The organism is Novosphingobium olei (assembly GCF_037076535.1).
Classification (GTDB): Bacteria; Pseudomonadota; Alphaproteobacteria; order Sphingomonadales; family Sphingomonadaceae; genus Novosphingobium; species Novosphingobium olei.
In genome coordinates this window covers 3,802,893-3,819,494 of record NZ_AP029021.1, presented here as the reverse complement: position 1 = coordinate 3,819,494, position 16,602 = coordinate 3,802,893, and the positions used below count along the sequence as shown (strand labels likewise).

Sequence of the window (16,602 nt, the reverse complement as noted above, 5' to 3'; positions counted from 1 at the left end):
AGACGCCACTATAGCGAGCTATTTCGCGTACTTGGCCTTTTTCGGGCCCATGTAGCCGAACAGATAGCCGGCGACCTTGCGCATCTGGATCTCTTCGGCGCCCTCGGTGATGCGATAACGGCGGTGGTGGCGATAGATGTGCTCGAACGGCTTGTGGCGGGAATAGCCAATGCCGCCGTGCACCTGGATCGCGCGATCCGCCGCCTCGCAACACAGGCGGTTGGCGTAGTAATTGCACATCGAGATCTTGTCCGACAGATCGCGCTCGATCTGCTTGTGCTCCATCTTGTCCATCTGCCACGCCGTCTTGTAGATCAGCGCACGCAGCATTTCGCACTGGGTGGCAAGCTCGACCAGCGGGAACTGGATCGCCTGGTTTCGTGCAAGATCTTCGCCGAACGGCTTGCGGGCGCGGGCATAATCGACCGACTGTTCGACGCAGTAGGTCGCTGCGCCGAGCGATGAGGCGGCCTGCCGGATGCGGTTCTGGTGGACGAACGACTGCGCGATGGCCAAGCCGCCGTCGACCGGGCCAAGCGCCGCACTTTCTGGCACCCAGACATCGGTGAACGACACACGCGGGTGGTCGGTCGGCATGTTGAAGGTCCAGAGGTATTCCTCGACCTTCAGCCCCGGCGCATCGGCGGGGACGAGCAGGCAGGTAATGCCGCGCGCCGCGCCATCCTCGCCCGAAGTGCGGCAGAACGTGGCGACGTGGGTGGCGACATGCATGCCGGTCGTCCACATCTTTTCGCCGTTGATTAGCCAGCCATCGACGCCGTCACGCTGCTGGCGCACGGCGCGCGTTTCCATGTGCGTGGCGTCCGAGCCGTGTTCCGGCTCAGTCAGGCCGAAGGCGGTGCGGCGGGTGCGTTCGAAGCCGCCGAAGATGAATTCCTTTTGCTGCTCTTCGGTGCCGAAGTGTTCGAACATCGCGACAAAGGGGAAGTTGCCCACGATCGAATGTTCATTCTGCAGGTCGTTGTGCAGGCCAAGCCCCTTCGCCGCGAACTTGTCGCGGATCACGGCCATCCACAGGTTCGTTCCATCCTTGCCGCCATACTTTTTCGGAGCGGAAAAGCGCCAGTGACCTGCCTTGTCGGCGCGCTTTGTCGCCTCCACCAGCAGTGCTTCCCATTCGTGGCGTGGCAGGCCGCCGTTCTCGAAATCTGTGCGGGCCCATTCGCGGCGGTGATCGAAGAAGCGGATATTGTCGTCCTGCTCCTCGAGCGGCTTGATCTCCGCTTCGATGAAGCGGTCGAGCTCGTCGATATAGTCCAGCAGATCCTGCGGCAGGTCGAAATCCATTTCACTCACTCCCAAAGGCCGCGCGCTTGGGCGAGCGCGGGATATTTCGGCATGTCGGCGGAAAGCGTATCCAGTGCCCGGCGTCTCAAGTCGGCAAGCAGGCCCGGTGTGGCGAGCGTGACCCGCCCGGCCAGGATATCCTGCGTGAGCGCCATGTCCGACGTGGCAGGGCGCCCGGCGAGCTGGCGCCGCACGATGCCGAGAGCGTTCTGCGTCACTGCAAGCTCCCAGCGCTCGCGGCCCGAAAGCTGCTCCTTGACGGTCGAGGCCAGCCACTCGGACACGGCGGTCAGCATTTCGATAGCGGTCGGTTCGCCATCACCCGGCTCTGGCGCGACCGGCGCAGGCGCCAGCGGGCGAGCCCGTTCCGCTTCAGGGGCATCACCTTCGAGCAGGCGCAGGAGGTCCAGCTCCTGTTCCGAGGTGCGGCGGCCAACCACGACACGTTCGATCTGGCGGTCCACGCCGCTGCGCCAGGTCTTGCCCATGCCGAGCGTACCGAGCGCCCACCACACCGTGCGGTAGATCAGCCAGAAACGGAAGCGCACTGAATCGAACGGCTCGCCGCCAGCCCCTTCATAAGCGCGTGCCAGCGTATCGATGTCGGTCAGGCCGAAGCCCAGCTTGTCGAGCCTGCCGAAGCGCCAGACGGTCATGCAACCGTAGGCCAGATCTTCGTGTCCATCGCCAAGGTGGGTGAGCTCCCAGTCCAGCACGCCGGAGAGACGGCCTTCGTGGCTCATCACGTTGCCGATGCGCAGATCGCCGTGCACCACTTTCGGCTGGGCCTCCGGCGGAAGATTGGCCCGCAGCCAAGCCAAGCCAAGCGCGATGATCGGCCGGTCGCCACCCGCATCGAGAAACTGCTGATGCAGCGCTTCGACCCCATCTGCAGGCTTGAGAACCCTGAGAAACGGGAGAGCTGCCGGATCCAGCGCGTGAATTCGCGCCATGGCCACCGCCAGTTCCTCGCCCAGCGAGGGCGGGCTTGATAGGGTAACCTCAGGGTCCGCCGTCCCCGGCAGGCAGCGCATCACGAATCCGCGCCCGATTCCGTCGTCAGGGCGCAGCTCGGCAACGACCTCAGGCGCTGGGACGCCACCTGCGTGAGCATGGCGCACGATCGCGGCTTCTTCAGACATGTCGATCGGCCGGCTCGCAAGCCATTCCTCGGATGGAGCGCGTCGCAGGACGAACGCTTCGTCGCCACAGTCGAAAAGCCAGGATTCGAGGTTGGCACCCCCGGAAAGGCGGCGCGGATTCGTCACGGGGGCGGCAACACCTGCCCTGGTCATCACGGCGTTCAGACCAGCAACAAAATCGACTTGGTTATCGAGCGCCAATGCAGCCTCCGGTCATCCTCACCCGCCTCGGAGGAACCTCCGGGCCTTTGGGGCGGGTTAACTTAACCAGTCAATTAAAGTCCAGCGTTGATTTGGAAAGGCAGCTTGTGGTTCCCGCAATCGGGATAATCCGCTCCGAAGCGGCGACCGGGCGAGAATTCTGCCACTTTCCTCAAGATTCGTCGTGAGTTACAAATGAGAATGACGGGTAATTCGGGTCGGGGTTAGAGACAGCCAACATGGCACGTCGTTTTCAGAAGCTGATCGCAGCAGCGCTTTTCGCCGTTCCGGCTCTCGCCGCGACGCCGCAGGCCGTACAGAGTCGCCCGCCGGTGGCGATGCAGGACGCGCGCGACCTTGAAATCCAGAACCGTGTCGCCGCGCTGGTCGCGCAAGGTCGTGGCCGGATCGGCGTGGCGGCAATGGATCTTGACGGTGGCGGCCAGATCCTCGTCAACGGCGACATGCCGTTTCCGATGGCAAGCACCGCTAAGATCGCAGTGGCGTGCACGATGCTCGACAAGGTCGAACAGGGGCTGATGCGGTTGGACCAGCCGCTTCCAATGATGGTAGCCGTTCCGCAGCCGGCATCGGCTCGCAGCTTCGAGGCGCCCCTTCGCGCGGGCCAGATGCTGACCGCGCAAGGCCTGATGGAATTGTCGATTACGCGGAGCAATAACGAAGCGACAGACGGCCTGATCACGGCTGTTGGCGGGATTCAGGCGGTCAATGCCTGGCTGACGAGCAAGGGCATTGCCGGTCAGCGGCTTGACCATACGATGGCGACCCTCGTGCGTGACGATGGCCGCGTAAACCCGGCCACCACGATCACGACCAGGACGAGCAGCACGCCCCGGGCGATGCTTGCGCTGCTGGCAGCGATCGACAGGGGCAATGCGCTGAGCCCTCAAAGCCGGGCGGTCCTGCTCGACACGATGACCCGGACCAGCACCGGTCGCAACCGCATCCGCGCTGGACTGCCGGAAGGCACCTTGTTCGCCCATAAGACGGGGACTCTTTCGGGCGTTACCGATGACGTGGGCATCGTTCGCCTGCCCGATGGCCGCCATCTCGCGCTGGTCATCTTTGTTACGGGCCCGGAGGGCCACACGGCGCATGCCGGGCTGATCTCGCAGATCGCCAGAACGATCTATGACGGGTACAGCATGCCGTCCACGAGCGGCACCCAGGAAATCGTCCGCCGTCGCTGAGCGATTTCAAGCCGGAAAAAATTTCCGAGCTTGTGAGAAAGGCGCCTGATCCGGGCGCCTTTTTTTCGTGTTCAACATTACTTATCCCACGCGCCAACGGAAAAGGGCACGGATGCGCGCGCATCCGTGCCCCTCTATCCGTAACCTGCCCTTGCGGGCGGGGATTACATCTTCGCGGCTTCGCTCGCGTCAGCAGCGGCTTCCGAAGCCGAGGCGCTGGCGTCAGCAGCGGCGCCCGAGGCGTCAGCAGCGGCTTCCGAAGCGTCAGCAGCAGCTTCAGTGGCAGCTTCGGTGGCTTCCGGAGCCTTTTCCGAGCAGCCGGCGAGGGCGAAGGCGGTGCCGGCGACAGCGGCGAGGATGAGCTTGCGCATGCGTTACAATCCCTGGATTGAAGTGAACCGCGCCGGGCAAGCAGCCCGCCGCAAAGCCTACTCTGGCGGTAGACTTCCCGCCCCAATTAATCGGCAATTCATCGGCTTGCAAGCGTTCAACGTATGCACTTCATCGCTGGAAATCCATCTTCCGGAAGGGGAACGCTTTTTTGCCCCTCCTTTTCGGCTCTGTCGCTTGCGACGAAACGCTCTCCAGGTGCGCTTGACCGTGAGCAGGAGCCGCCATTCTGACACATGAATGATACGGCGACGAAGGCAGCCCGAAATGCTTTTACCGGACGATGCGAAGGGCTACATCGCAGCGTATGGACACAGCCGTCGATCTTACGCCCAAAGCCGCAACCAATGCCCAGCACCGACACTTGTACCTGGTCGACGGGTCCGCGTACATTTTCCGCGCCTACCACCGCCTGCCCCCGCTGACGAACCCCAAGGGAGTGCCGGTCGGCGCCGTCTACGGTTATACGACAATGCTCTGGAAGCTGGCGGAGGATCTGCACAAGGCCGATGGCCCGACCCACCTTGCCGTCATCCTCGACAAGGGTTCCACCACTTTCCGAAACGCACTGTACGACCAGTACAAGGCCAACCGGCCGCCGCCGCCCGAGGACCTGGTTCCGCAGTTCCCGCTGATCCGTGATGCCACGCGTGCGTTCAGCCTTGCGTGCATCGAAGAGGATGACCTGGAAGCCGACGATCTAATCGCATCCTACGCGCGAGCGGCGACAGCACGCGGCTGGGACGTGACGATCGTCTCGTCCGACAAGGATCTGATGCAGCTCGTCGGCAAGTGCGCAACGGGCGGTGGCTGTGTCGACATGCTCGATACGATGAAGAACCAGCGAATCGACATCCCCGAAGTGATCGAGAAGTTCGGCGTGCCCCCCGAAAAGGTAGGCGACGTCCTCGCGCTGATGGGCGATGCGGTCGACAATGTGCCCGGCATCCGCGGCATCGGCCCGAAAACGGCAACCAAGCTCATCCAGGAGCATGGCGACCTTGAGGCGGCACTGGCCGCTGCCCCGGCGATGAAGCCGAGCAAGCTGCGCGACAGCCTGATCGAGCAGGCAGACATGGCCCGCCTTTCGCGCGTGCTTGTCGCGCTCAAGGAAGATTGCGACCTTCCCATCCCGATCGAAGACTTCGAACTGAAGGCAATTCCGCCCGATCCGCTCGCGGCGTTCCTCAGCGAGCACGGGTTCACCAGCCTGCTGCGCAAGCTCGGGACCGCAGCGCCAGCACCAGCACCAGCGCCTGCTGACACGTCTACGGCTTCCCACGCCAGCCCTGCCTCAAGTGCGACCGAAGGTGCCAGCCGCCAGTCCCTGCCCGCATGGCCCGAAATCGACCTTGGCAGCTATGCCTGCGTCCAGTCGATGGACGAACTCGAACGATGGATCGGCCGTGCCTTCGACGCCCGGATCGTCGCCATCGACACGGAAACGAGCGCACTTGATTCGATGCGGGCAGAACTGGTCGGGGTGAGCCTTGCGCTCGGCCCCAATGATGCCTGCTACATTCCGCTCGGCCACGGTGGCAGCGACATGTTTTCCGAAAGGCCGGAGCAGATCGACCGGCTTGCAGCATTGCGTGCACTCAAGCCGCTTCTCGAAAGCGACGCAGTGCTCAAGGTCGGGCAGAACGTGAAATACGACATCACCATCCTGGCGCGCGCGGGCGAAGCGGTTGGCGGGCTGGCCGTCGCGCCCGTCGACGATACGATGGTGATGAGCTTCTGCCTCGATGCAGGCCGCAGCGAAACCGGGCTTGCAGGGCACGGCATGGACGAACTGGCCGAAAGGCACCTCGGCCACGGCACCATGAAGTTCAAGGATTTGTGCGGCACCGGCAAGAAGGCCATCACGTTCGCCGAAGTACCCTTGGCCGACGCTACTCGCTATGCCGCCGAGGACGCCGACGTGACCTGGCGTCTGCACCGGCTGTTTGGCCCCCGCCTCTCCGACGAAGGAGGGACGCGAATCTACCAGACCGTCGATCGGCCGCTCGTACCCGTGGTTGCCCAGATGGAGCGGCACGGCATCCGCGTCGATCGCGATCGACTGGCCGCCCTGTCATCCGAATTCGCCGGAAAGATCGGTGAACTCGAAGCGGTGATCTACGACAAGTGCGGCGGCGCATTCACGATCGGAAGCCCCAAGCAACTTGGCGAGGTCCTGTTCGACAAGCTTGGCTACAAGGGCGGCAAGAAGGGCAAGAGCGGTCAGTACTCTACCGACCAGTCGGTGCTTGAAACTCTGGCGGGCCAAGGGGCCGAGGTCGCCACGCTCGTGCTGGAATGGCGCCAGCTGTCCAAGCTGAAGTCTACCTATACCGATGCCCTGCAGGCGGCGATCAACCCTGCTACGGGTCGGGTCCATACCAGCTACAGCCTCGTCGGCGCGCAGACGGGCCGCCTGTCGTCGAACGAGCCCAACCTGCAGAACATCCCGATCCGCACCGAGATCGGCCGGCAGATTCGCGATGCCTTTGTTGCAGAGCCGGGCAATGTCCTGCTGGCCGCGGACTACAGCCAGATCGAGCTACGCCTGGCTGCGCACATGGCGGACGTGCCCGCGCTGAAGGACGCGTTTGCAGCCGGCGAGGACATTCACGCGCGCACTGCGATGGAGATGTTCGGCGCCGTCGACCGTGACACGCGCGGCCGCGCCAAGACGATCAACTTCGCCATCCTGTATGGTATCAGCCGCTGGGGCCTTGCCGGGCGGCTGGGCACCAGCGCGGATGAAGCGCAGGCGATGATCGACCGCTACTTCGAGCGCTTCCCCGGGATCCAGCGCTACATCCACGACACGCTGGAGCAGGTGCGCGAGCGCGGCTATTCCGAGACCCTGTTCGGCCGCAAGACGTGGTTTCCCCGCATCAATTCAAAGAATCAGGCGGAACGGCAGGGCAGCGAGCGCGCTGCGATCAACGCCCCCATCCAGGGAACCTGTGCCGATATCATCAAACGGGCCATGGTGCGGATGATGCCAGCGCTCCAGACGGCGGGCCTTGGTCACGTGCGCATGCTACTGCAGGTGCACGACGAGCTCGTTTTCGAGCTTCCGGAGGGTGACATCGAGCGGGCACGACCGGTGATCGAAGACGTGATGGCCCGCGCAGCGGAGCCAGCGATCGCGCTAACCGTTCCCCTTGGCGTCGAGATCGGCACCGGGCCATCCTGGGGGGCAGCGCACTGACTGGCGGTCAATAGATCTCGATCGCCGCGTACCGGGCAATGTCGCGCGGCGTCAGCCAGAGCGCGCGTTCGTTGGGAACGGAATTGGTAAGATCGTAGAATGCCTTTGCCGTGGGCAGGGGCATGCCCCCCGCTTCGTGATAGAACACCACGTACCTGCGGTTTATCGGAGCTGTCGGCGCGAAGCTGGTGGGCCGCAGGCCATCCTCGTCGAGCCACGCATGGACAGCGAATTCGGCGTCTGCCGCAGCAATCCGGCGCACGCCTGCAAGGAACAGGTCGACGGCCCCCGAGCGCACCGACCCACCGGCCGGCACCACGGTTTCGATGCCCCGTTGATGGATCATGCGGCCGAGGACGAGGTTGGCATTGTCATCCAGCGTGCCGGGACAATCACGGAATTCCAGCACGCGAATGCCGGGATAGGCTGCCAGCATTCGAGCAAATTGGCGCGGTGCGCTCGTGTCTGTTTCGCGCACCAGCATGGCGTGTCCTGCATCAAGCACAACAAACGGGCCAAAGCGGGCGGCTGGCGCAGGCGCTGGCGCGGTGGACCACGCAGAGGTTCCAAGATCGACAAGCCGATCGCCACTTTCGGTCTTCGATGGGCTTGATGCGGCATCTGACGGGTCGCCAGCATCGGGATCGATCGCCTCGCCCAAGCCCGGGTCGTCGGTCCAGGTTTCGACCGTCTCCGTCCAACGTACCCCGCTCGCATCGATCCAGCTGCGGGTCGAAATCTCATGGGCCAACGCGGATGAAAATCCGGCATGGATGGATAGGACCAATGCGGTGAGGCGAACGAGAGGGAACATGTCCGGGAAGGTCGCCCCAGGCCATGTTCAAACCACCAAAGAACAACGTTTATTTCGACTTAGGGTTTAGCGTGCTCAGGACGTTAACCTTGCAGAACGCCACCGTTTTGGCGGCATCGACTTCACAGACAGGGTTGGCCTCGTAAGAACACTAGGGAATTTTGCTAAGCCTACGGGCACGACATTGCGAAGGATGCCGCATGGTCTCGCTGGTCTCGACCGTCGCCTATCTGGGCCTCGATGCCCGACCGGTTGAAGTCCAATGCCAGATCGCTCCCGGACTCGCGGCTTTCCGCCTTGTCGGACTGCCTGACAAGGCGGTGGGCGAAAGCCGCGAGCGCGTGCATTCCGCACTGGCTGCCTTGGGCCTATCGCTTCCTCCGAAGCGGATTACGGTCAACCTGTCGCCTGCCGATCTGCCGAAGGAGGGCTCTCACTACGACCTGCCAATCGCCTTGGCACTATTGGCGGCCATGGGCGCGGTCGATAGGGAGACCTTGAGCGAGTACGTCGTCGTTGGCGAACTTGCGCTCGATGGCCGCATCATCTCGAGCCCGGGCGTCCTTCTCGCAGCACTTCATGCAAGCAGCAACAACAAGGGGCTGATCTGCCCGGCAGAGCAGGGATCGGATGCGAGCTGGGCCAGTGGGATCGACGTTGTCGCAGCGCCGACGATGCTGAGTTTGCTGAATCACCTCAAAGGCTTCCAGCGACTCGCCAAACCCGTTCCGGGTGAAGCAGAACCTCCGCTGCGGCGTGCCGACCTGCGCCAGGTCAAAGGTCAGGAGGTTGCACGGCGGGCGCTCGAGATCGCGGCTGCCGGGGGTCACAATCTTTTGATGGTTGGTCCGCCGGGGGCCGGCAAATCGCTTCTGGCGTCATGCCTGCCGGGCATCCTACCCGAGCTCACGCCAGCCGAGGCCCTGGAAACATCGATGGTAAGCTCGGTTGCTGGCCTGCTCGAGGAAGGCCGCATCAGCCGGGCACGGCCATTTCGCAGTCCGCACCACTCTGCATCGATGGCGGCCCTCACGGGAGGGGGGTTGCGGGTCAGGCCCGGTGAAGTCAGCCTCGCCCACCTCGGCGTGCTGTTTCTCGACGAATTGCCCGAGTTCCAGCGCACGGTGCTCGATTCCTTGCGTCAGCCGCTCGAAACGGGCGAGGTAACGGTGGCGCGCGCCAATGCGCACGTCACGTTTCCTGCGCGTGTGCAACTGGTCGCGGCCATGAACCCATGCCGTTGCAGCCATCTGGGCGATCCAGCCCTGGGCTGCAGCCGCGCACCGCGCTGTGCCGCTGACTATCAATCGAAGGTGTCAGGGCCGCTGCTCGACCGAATAGACCTGCATGTCGAAGTCGATCCTGTCTCGGCGGCGGACCTTGCGCTGCCACCACCTGTGGAAGGGTCTGCCGAGGTGGCGGCTCGGGTTGCCGCTGTTAGGCAGGTACAGACGCAGCGGCTGGAAGGGACCGGCCGCCGGAACAACGCCGAGCTGGATGGCGAACTGCTTGAGCGATTTGCAACGCCCGACGAAGCGGGGCGCAAGCTGCTGATCCAGGCGGCCGAGGTGATGCGCCTTTCCGCAAGAGGCTATACCCGCATCCTGCGTGTTTCGCGAACGATCGCCGACATGGCGGGTGCGCAAACCATCGGCCGCGCGCACATTGCCGAAGCGCTGAGCTATCGCCGGGTTGCACCGCGCGCATGATGCGATGACGCCGAATCGCAAAACTGCTGGTGCGGACGGCGGGACTCGAACCCGCACGAGCAAAGCTCAAGGGATTTTAAGTCCCCGGCGTCTACCATTCCGCCACGTCCGCACAGTTGGGCGCCCCCCGTGCAGCCGTGGCGATTGCACAACCTTTCTAGGCAGGCAAGAAGCTGGTCGAACCGACGCGGCGCGAATGGCCGAGTCGGTCAGGAAAGGAACGCGGTCACTCGGCGTTGAGCCGCTGGCGCATTTCCTTGCCGGGCTTGAAGTAAGGCACCCGCTTGCCCGGCACTTCGACCGTTTCACCGGTGCGAGGATTGCGGCCCTTGCGCGCGTCGCGTTCACGCGTGGAAAATGCGCCGAAGCCCCTCAATTCTACGCGGCCACCTTCGGCGAGGCGCTTTCCGATCTCGTCGAAGAACACATCGACCACGCGCTCGATTTCCTCGGCACGCATGCCAGGACTATCTTTGGCAAGTGCCTGCAGCAGTTCGGATCTGATCATCCGTAAGATTCCCTCCGCCGGCGCCGAAACGGCACCACGATCCCAAGACATTTGCGAGCCCCGACCCCCGTCTGGCCACGCAAGGCAAAAGTTTGCCAGATCGCACGAGCGCGCACAACTTAACTTAGGACATAGATACAGGCCAAATCGGCACGGATTGGCACCAAAAGACAACGGTCGGTATCAGTTTGCAGGATTCACGACAGCAAGATCGGCGATGCTGAGGCCCATCAATGCCAGCCGCCTGCGAATTTGGGGCCATTCATCGACGAGGAAGCGCTCGCGCATCGCATTGCGCAATCGCTGGGCGGCGCCGGCGACGACAAACATCCCGACCCCTCGCTGCACCACGACCAGTCCTTCATCCTGGAAATGCTGATATGCTTTTGCGACTGTCAGCGGATTGGCCTGTTCACGCACCGCCAGGCTTCTAACCGACGGGAGGAGAGCGCCTTCCGGATAGGTTCCATCGACAATTCCTTCGGCGATCATCTCACGCAACCGGATGTGCACAGGCAAGTCGATGTTGTTCACAGGTGCCTTATAAGGACAATACAGTTTCCAGAGCAAGGCGCCGTAATTTTGTTGCCCAGGCTTCATCGCTGCCGAAGATTGATTGCGCAATCACACGCCTTGGCGGATACGATCGGCAACAACCCGTTGCACCTGCAATTAGTTTCTTCCCAAAGCCTGCGATCGCGCTAGTCTTGCGAGCATGATTGGCTGGCATGCACACCGAAGCGGTGCTGCCGGAACAAAGACGGGGAGCGTTTCCGAACATGAATTCACCTAGCGAGCAGCCGATGGCGGGATCGGCGGCCGAAAGCGGCTGGTTCGGCCATCCCCGACAGTTGGCGCGCCTGTTCACCACCGAAATGTGGGAGCGGTTCGGCTACTACGGCATGCGCGCGCTGCTGACGCTCTACCTGACCAAACACTTCCTGTTCAGCGACAGTACGACCACGGGGCTCTATGGCGGGTTTACCGCATTGGTCTACCTGACGCCACTCGTGGGCGGTCTGCTCGCGGATCGCTACCTCGGCTCCAAGAAATCGGTGAAATTCGGCGCGCTGATGATGGCGGCCGGATATTTCATCCTCTGCTTCGGCGGCGAAACGGCAAAGCCGCACGCGGTGATCGAGGGCCAGCGCTACGAAGTCGTCGAAGAAAACACGATCGATCGTCCGACGGCGACGGGCCAGGAAAAGCGCTTCGTCGTCGATGGAGCACAAAAGCTGCTGATCAAGGGCAACGAGGATGGCACCGTCTCGCTTCTCGCACCCGATGGCAGCGTTGCGCGATCGGTGGCCAAGGGCGGGTTCGAGTCCGCAGGGACGCGCTCGGCCGCCTTCACCTTGCTCCTTCTTGTCGGACTGTCGATGATCACCGTCGGCAACGGCTTCTTCAAGCCCAACATCTCGACGATGGTCGGCGAGCTTTATCCCAAGGGTGATACGCGCAAGGACGCTGGTTTCACCATCTTCTACATGGGCATCAATCTCGGCTCGCTGTTCTCGCAGCTGCTCTGCCCGCTGCTCGCCGACGCTGTCGGCTGGTGGGCCGGGTTCGGACTTGCTGCGATCGGCATGGTGTTTTCCTGGAGCCTGATCCAGTTCGATGGCGGCCGCCTTGCCGGTTATGGCGAACCTCCCGCCGGTCAGACCAAGGATCGCAGCCTGTTCATCTACTTCGGCGCGGCGATTGCGGTTCCGGTCGTGCTGTTCCTGTTCCAGAACCTGATGAATGCCTCGCCCGCGGCAGAAGGCGCCGGTTTTGCAGGGTACATCATGGCGCTTCCGCTGATGGGCAAACTGCTGTTTGGCACGTTCATCATCGGCGTGCCGGCAATCCTGTTTTACGCCTGGAAAGAGGGCAACAAGGTCGAGTTCCAGATGATGGTCGCCGCGATGGTGCTCATCGTCTTCAACACGGTGTTCTGGACGCTCTTCGAGCAGGCGGGTTCCTCCCTAACCTTGTTCGCCGACCGCAACACCGACCTGTCAATCTTCGGCCTGTTCTCGATCTCTGCCGGGCAGACCCAGTTCTTCAACGCGATCTTCATAGTGATTCTCGCCCCGCTCATGTCGATCCTGTGGGCCACGATGGGAAGGCGGGGAATCGAACCGACCATCCCGGTGAAGTTCGGCGTTGCCTTGGCGGGCGTCGGCGCTGGCTTCCTATTCCTGGTGTGGGGCGCGAAGTTTGCCGGACCTGACTTCAAGGTTTCGATCTGGTGGCTTGCCGGGCTTTACCTGATCCATTCCGTTGCCGAGCTGTGCATATCGCCGGTCGGCCTTTCGATGATCACCAAGCTCAGCCTTGCTCGCATCGTGGGGATGATGATGGGGGTGTGGTTCCTCTCGATTTCCGTCGCGCAGTATGTTGCCGGCATTGTCGCACAGGTCGCGAGCGTCGAGACCGTCGGTGGACAGGTGACCAATCTCAAGGTCAGCCTCGACACCTACACTGCGGTGTTCACCACGATCGGCTGGGCGGCCGTCGCCATCGGCGGCGTTCTGCTGTTGCTCGCTGCGCCGCTGCGCAAGCTGATGCACGGCGTCAAGTAAGGGGGTTGCAGACGTGAAAGCACGAAATTTCGGCAGGTTTGCCAGCCATGCACTGGCGGGGCTTGCCCTCGCCCTTTCGGCCAGCGCCGGCGTAGCCAAACCCAAGCAGGACGATCCCGGCTTCCAGCTCAAGGACAATCCCTATCCGTCGACCTACAAGCCATATCCCGGCGAAGCTGTCGCGATTGTCGGAGCCACCGTCTACGATGGTGCCGGCGGCCGCATCGACAATGGGACGGTGCTTCTTTCGGGCAGCAAGGTCGAAGCCATCGGCGGACCCGACCTGGCCATACCGCAGGACCATCGCCGCATCGACGGCACCGGCAAGTTCGTCACGCCCGGGGTGATCGATATTCACAGCCATCTGGGCGTGTATCCGAGTCCCGGTGTGCAGGCGCATTCCGACGGCAACGAAGCGACCAGCCCGACAACTCCGGAAGTGTGGGCGGAACATTCGGTTTGGCCCCAGGATCCGGGCTTCACCCGCGCGCTTGCCAACGGCGGCGTCACTTCGCTTCAGATCCTGCCAGGCTCGGCCAACCTGATGGGTGGTCGATCGGTCGTGCTCAAGAACGTTCCCAGCCGCACAGTGCAGGGCATGAAGTTCCCGGATGCGCCCTATGGCCTGAAGATGGCCTGCGGCGAAAATCCCAAGCGCGTATATGGCGAAAAGGGCCAGATGCCCTCTACCCGCATGGGCAACTTCGCGGTCGATCGGCAGACCTGGATCAAGGCATCCGAGTACAAGAAGAAGCGCGACGCCGGAAAGCTCGATTCGCGCGATCTGGCGATGGAAACGCTCGCTGATGTTCTTGCCGGCAAGATCCTTGTCCAGAACCATTGCTACAGGGCCGACGAGATGGCGCAGGTCATCGATATGTCGAAGGAGTTCGGCTACAAGGTCTCGGCGTTCCACCACGCGGTCGAGGCGTACAAGATTGCCGATCTTCTGAAGGAAAACGGCATCTGCTCGGCAATCTGGGCGGACTGGTGGGGCTTCAAGATGGAAGCCTATGACGGCATTCCCGAAAACGCCGCCCTGCTTGCGGATCACGGGGCCTGCGTCATCATCCACTCGGACGACGAATACGGTATCCAGCGCCTAAACCAGGAAGCGGCCAAGGCCCAGGGCGATGGAAAGCGCATCGGGATCAACATTCCCGACGCCCAGGTGATCTCGTGGTTCACCCTGAACCCCGCCAAGGCACTCGGAATTGATGGAAAGACTGGCAGCCTTGCCCCGGGCAAGGCGGGCGACGTCGTTCTCTGGAACGGCAATCCGCTGTCGGTCTATTCGCGACCGGAAAAGGTCTGGGTCGATGGAGCCATGCTCTTCGACGCGATGGACCGCACGCGTCGTCCTGTCAGCGATTTCGAGCTTGGCCAGCCCGGCGAAGGAGATGTGAAGTGAAGCCGCGCACCCTCATCAGCAGCTTGGCTGCCCTGCTCGCCGCTTCCGCCTCGATCCCGGTGCTGGCGCAGCAGGCGCAGGATTTCGCAATCACCAATGCAACAGTCGCGATCGGCGATGGAAGCGCTCCGATCCAGGGCGGCACAGTCGTGGTGCGGGGCGGCAAGATCGTTGCCGCGGGCGCCGGAGTGGCCGTTCCTGCAGGGATCCAGGTGATCGATGGTACCGGCAAATGGGTGACCCCCGGACTCGTCAGCGCAGTCACCGACCTGGGTCTGGTCGATGTGGGCGCTGTCGATGAAAGCAACGACGAGTATGCACCCAAGGCGGGTTTCAACGCAGCACTCGATGTATCCGCCGCGATCGACCCCGACGCTACGCCCATCGGGATCAGCCGGGCCGGCGGTGTCACTCGCGCGGCCGTCGCCCCTGTTGCCGCGAACGCCATATTTGCAGGGCAAGGCGCGATCATAGATCTTGGTGCGGATGCCAATCCGGTGAACCGCCCACGCGCGTTCCAGTTCGTGGAACTGGGCGAACGCGGCGCCGACCTTGCCGGTGGCAGCCGAGTCGCCGCGCAGACGGTTCTGCGCAACGCCCTGCGCGAAGCTGCGGATTTCGATCGTCGAGCCGGAATATCGAAGATCGGTGGTGCCAAGGCATCGCCGACCAGCACCGGAGATGACATACCGCTCGACCCGCGCATGGCGCAAACGGTGCAGGGACGCGCCGACGACGGGCTGCTGACTCGGTTCGACGCTGCAGCGCTGGTGCCCGTGGTTTCCGGCCGCCAACCGCTTTACGTTCACGTGGAACGGGCAGCCGACATCCGCCAGGTCCTGCGTCTCAAGTCGGAATTTCCGGCAATCAAGCTGGTCATCGTCGGTGCAGCAGAAGGTTGGCGCGTCGCGCGCGACATCGCAGCCGCCGGTGTTCCTGTTCTTGCAAGCGCCATCACCGATCTTCCTGGACGCTTCGAAACGCTGGCCGCCACTCAGTCGAATGTGGGCCGCATGCAGGCGGCAGGCGTCAAGGTCGGCTTGGGAGGCTTCTATGACAACGACCAACCGCGATATGCCCCTCAGTATGCGGGCAACCTCGTCGCGGTAGGCCGTCTACCCGGGGCAAGTGGGCTGACGTGGGGTCAGGCCTTGGCAGCCATCACCTCCGTGCCTGCCGACATCATCGGAGAGGGCTCGCGCTTCGGCAGCCTCAAGCCGGGCCTTGCCGGTGACGTCGTCATCTGGGACGGCGATCCGCTGGAGCTGTCATCAGGACCGGTGGATATCTACATCGACGGCGTCAAACAGAGCATGGTAAACCACCAGACCAGGCTGCGGGACCGGTATCGCAATCCACAAGAAGGATCGCTGCCCAAGGCCTATCAATAAAGTACTGAAGCCGCCGGTCATTCCGGCGGTTCGAGGATGAATGGGGGAGTTGGCCAGATGGGGTGGTTGATCGCTGCAATGGCGGCATTTCTGGGCAGCCATTACCTGCTGTCCCACCCCCTTCGCTCACCGCTCGTCAAGATGCTGGGCAAGAACGGCTTCCCCGCGTTCTATTCCTTGGTGGCATTGGTTACCTTAGGATGGGCTATCCTGGCGTTCGGCGGTGCCCCGCGCGCGCCGGTGTTGTGGGACGGTTACGCCGTCGTTCCGTGGACCATCGCCAGTGTGCTGACACTCATAGCGCTTGCGCTCTTCATGGCATCGCTCGCAGGTAATCCGGCATTGCCGGGCGCAAAGGTACACGGCCTCTCCGCTCAGCTTCCACGCGGGGTGTTCAAGATCACCCGCCACCCCATGATGATGGGCTTCGCGCTGTGGGCCGTGTCGCACATCATCATCTCGCCTTCGCCCCGCGTATTCGTGCTGATGGGGGGAGTGATCCTCCTCGCACTGGGCGGGTCGCACCTTCAGGACGGGAAGAAGAAGGCGCTTTACGGCAGCGAATGGCGGTCGTGGGTGAAACGGACGTCGTTCTGGCCGAACCTTGCCCATGCGCGTGAACTCGGCGCGTGGCTGGCAGCCGCCATCCTACCGTGGATCGCGGTCACCTGGGTACACATCCCGCTTGCCGCCATCCCGGCCGGAATATGGCGCCTTCTGCCGGAACACGTGTTCTAGAAGCCGCAAG

13 protein-coding genes and 1 tRNA gene are annotated in these 16,602 nt (G+C 63.0%); 7 read left to right on the top strand and 7 right to left on the bottom strand.

Annotated elements, in window-relative coordinates:
• Positions 1-18: 18 nt before the first annotated feature.
• Complete coding sequence (locus tag AACH40_RS18120; RefSeq protein ID WP_338643568.1) at positions 19-1,308, bottom strand: acyl-CoA dehydrogenase family protein; 1,290 nt, start codon at positions 1,306-1,308, stop codon at positions 19-21.
• A gap of 5 nt (positions 1,309-1,313) precedes the next feature.
• Positions 1,314-2,603 carry a phosphotransferase gene (locus tag AACH40_RS18115; protein WP_338643567.1) on the bottom strand — a complete coding sequence of 430 codons (1,290 nt, stop codon included), beginning with the start codon at positions 2,601-2,603 and terminating at the stop codon, positions 1,314-1,316.
• 287 nt (positions 2,604-2,890) lie between these two features.
• Between AACH40_RS18115 and AACH40_RS18110 the strand changes: the two genes are divergently transcribed.
• Positions 2,891-3,862: a serine hydrolase gene (locus AACH40_RS18110; protein ID WP_338643566.1), complete on the top strand. Its 972-nt coding sequence runs from the start codon at positions 2,891-2,893 to the stop codon at positions 3,860-3,862.
• Between the two features lie 164 nt (positions 3,863-4,026).
• On the opposite strand, the gene AACH40_RS18105 is transcribed toward AACH40_RS18110, so the two are convergent.
• Positions 4,027-4,233, bottom strand: a complete 207-nt coding sequence (locus AACH40_RS18105) for a hypothetical protein (RefSeq protein WP_169493816.1) — start codon at positions 4,231-4,233, stop codon at positions 4,027-4,029.
• Between the two features lie 326 nt (positions 4,234-4,559).
• Between AACH40_RS18105 and polA the strand changes: the two genes are divergently transcribed.
• Positions 4,560-7,454, top strand: coding sequence for a DNA polymerase I (gene polA / locus AACH40_RS18100; protein ID WP_338643565.1), 2,895 nt, complete (start codon positions 4,560-4,562; stop codon positions 7,452-7,454).
• Positions 7,455-7,461: 7 nt separating this feature from the next.
• Here the strand turns inward: polA and AACH40_RS18095 are convergent, their stop codons facing one another.
• Entirely contained in the window at positions 7,462-7,938 is a 477-nt protein-coding gene (locus tag AACH40_RS18095; protein ID WP_338643564.1) for a hypothetical protein, read from the bottom strand.
• 530 nt (positions 7,939-8,468) lie between these two features.
• On the opposite strand from AACH40_RS18095, the gene AACH40_RS18090 reads away from it, so the two are divergent.
• The gene (locus tag AACH40_RS18090; RefSeq protein WP_338643563.1) at positions 8,469-9,977 is read left to right on the top strand and encodes a YifB family Mg chelatase-like AAA ATPase; all 1,509 of its coding nucleotides are present in this window, start codon (positions 8,469-8,471) and stop codon (positions 9,975-9,977) included.
• A 27-nt stretch (positions 9,978-10,004) separates the two neighbouring features.
• Here AACH40_RS18090 and AACH40_RS18085 read toward each other — a convergent pair.
• From AACH40_RS18085 to AACH40_RS18075, 3 genes are all read right to left on the bottom strand, one after another.
• A tRNA-Leu gene (locus AACH40_RS18085) sits at positions 10,005-10,089 on the bottom strand.
• 114 nt (positions 10,090-10,203) lie between these two features.
• Positions 10,204-10,485: an integration host factor subunit beta gene (locus AACH40_RS18080; RefSeq protein WP_169493821.1), complete on the bottom strand. Its 282-nt coding sequence runs from the start codon at positions 10,483-10,485 to the stop codon at positions 10,204-10,206.
• Between the two features lie 183 nt (positions 10,486-10,668).
• Positions 10,669-11,019 carry a GntR family transcriptional regulator gene (locus AACH40_RS18075; RefSeq protein WP_420874060.1) on the bottom strand — a complete coding sequence of 117 codons (351 nt, stop codon included), beginning with the start codon at positions 11,017-11,019 and terminating at the stop codon, positions 10,669-10,671.
• Between the two features lie 245 nt (positions 11,020-11,264).
• Between AACH40_RS18075 and AACH40_RS18070 the strand changes: the two genes are divergently transcribed.
• Genes AACH40_RS18070 through AACH40_RS18055 form a run of 4 tightly spaced genes read left to right on the top strand, consistent with a single transcriptional unit; the run spans position 11,265 to position 16,592 of the window.
• Entirely contained in the window at positions 11,265-13,052 is a 1,788-nt protein-coding gene (locus tag AACH40_RS18070) for a peptide MFS transporter (protein ID WP_338643562.1), read from the top strand.
• A gap of 13 nt (positions 13,053-13,065) precedes the next feature.
• Entirely contained in the window at positions 13,066-14,463 is a 1,398-nt protein-coding gene (locus tag AACH40_RS18065) for an amidohydrolase (protein ID WP_338643561.1), read from the top strand.
• 53 nt (positions 14,464-14,516) lie between these two features.
• Positions 14,517-15,854, top strand: a complete 1,338-nt coding sequence (locus tag AACH40_RS18060; protein ID WP_338646177.1) for an amidohydrolase family protein — start codon at positions 14,517-14,519, stop codon at positions 15,852-15,854.
• 57 nt (positions 15,855-15,911) lie between these two features.
• A complete protein-coding gene (locus AACH40_RS18055; RefSeq protein WP_338643560.1) occupies positions 15,912-16,592 on the top strand; it encodes an NnrU family protein in 681 nt (226 codons plus the stop codon).
• The last annotated feature ends 10 nt before the right edge of the window (positions 16,593-16,602 follow it).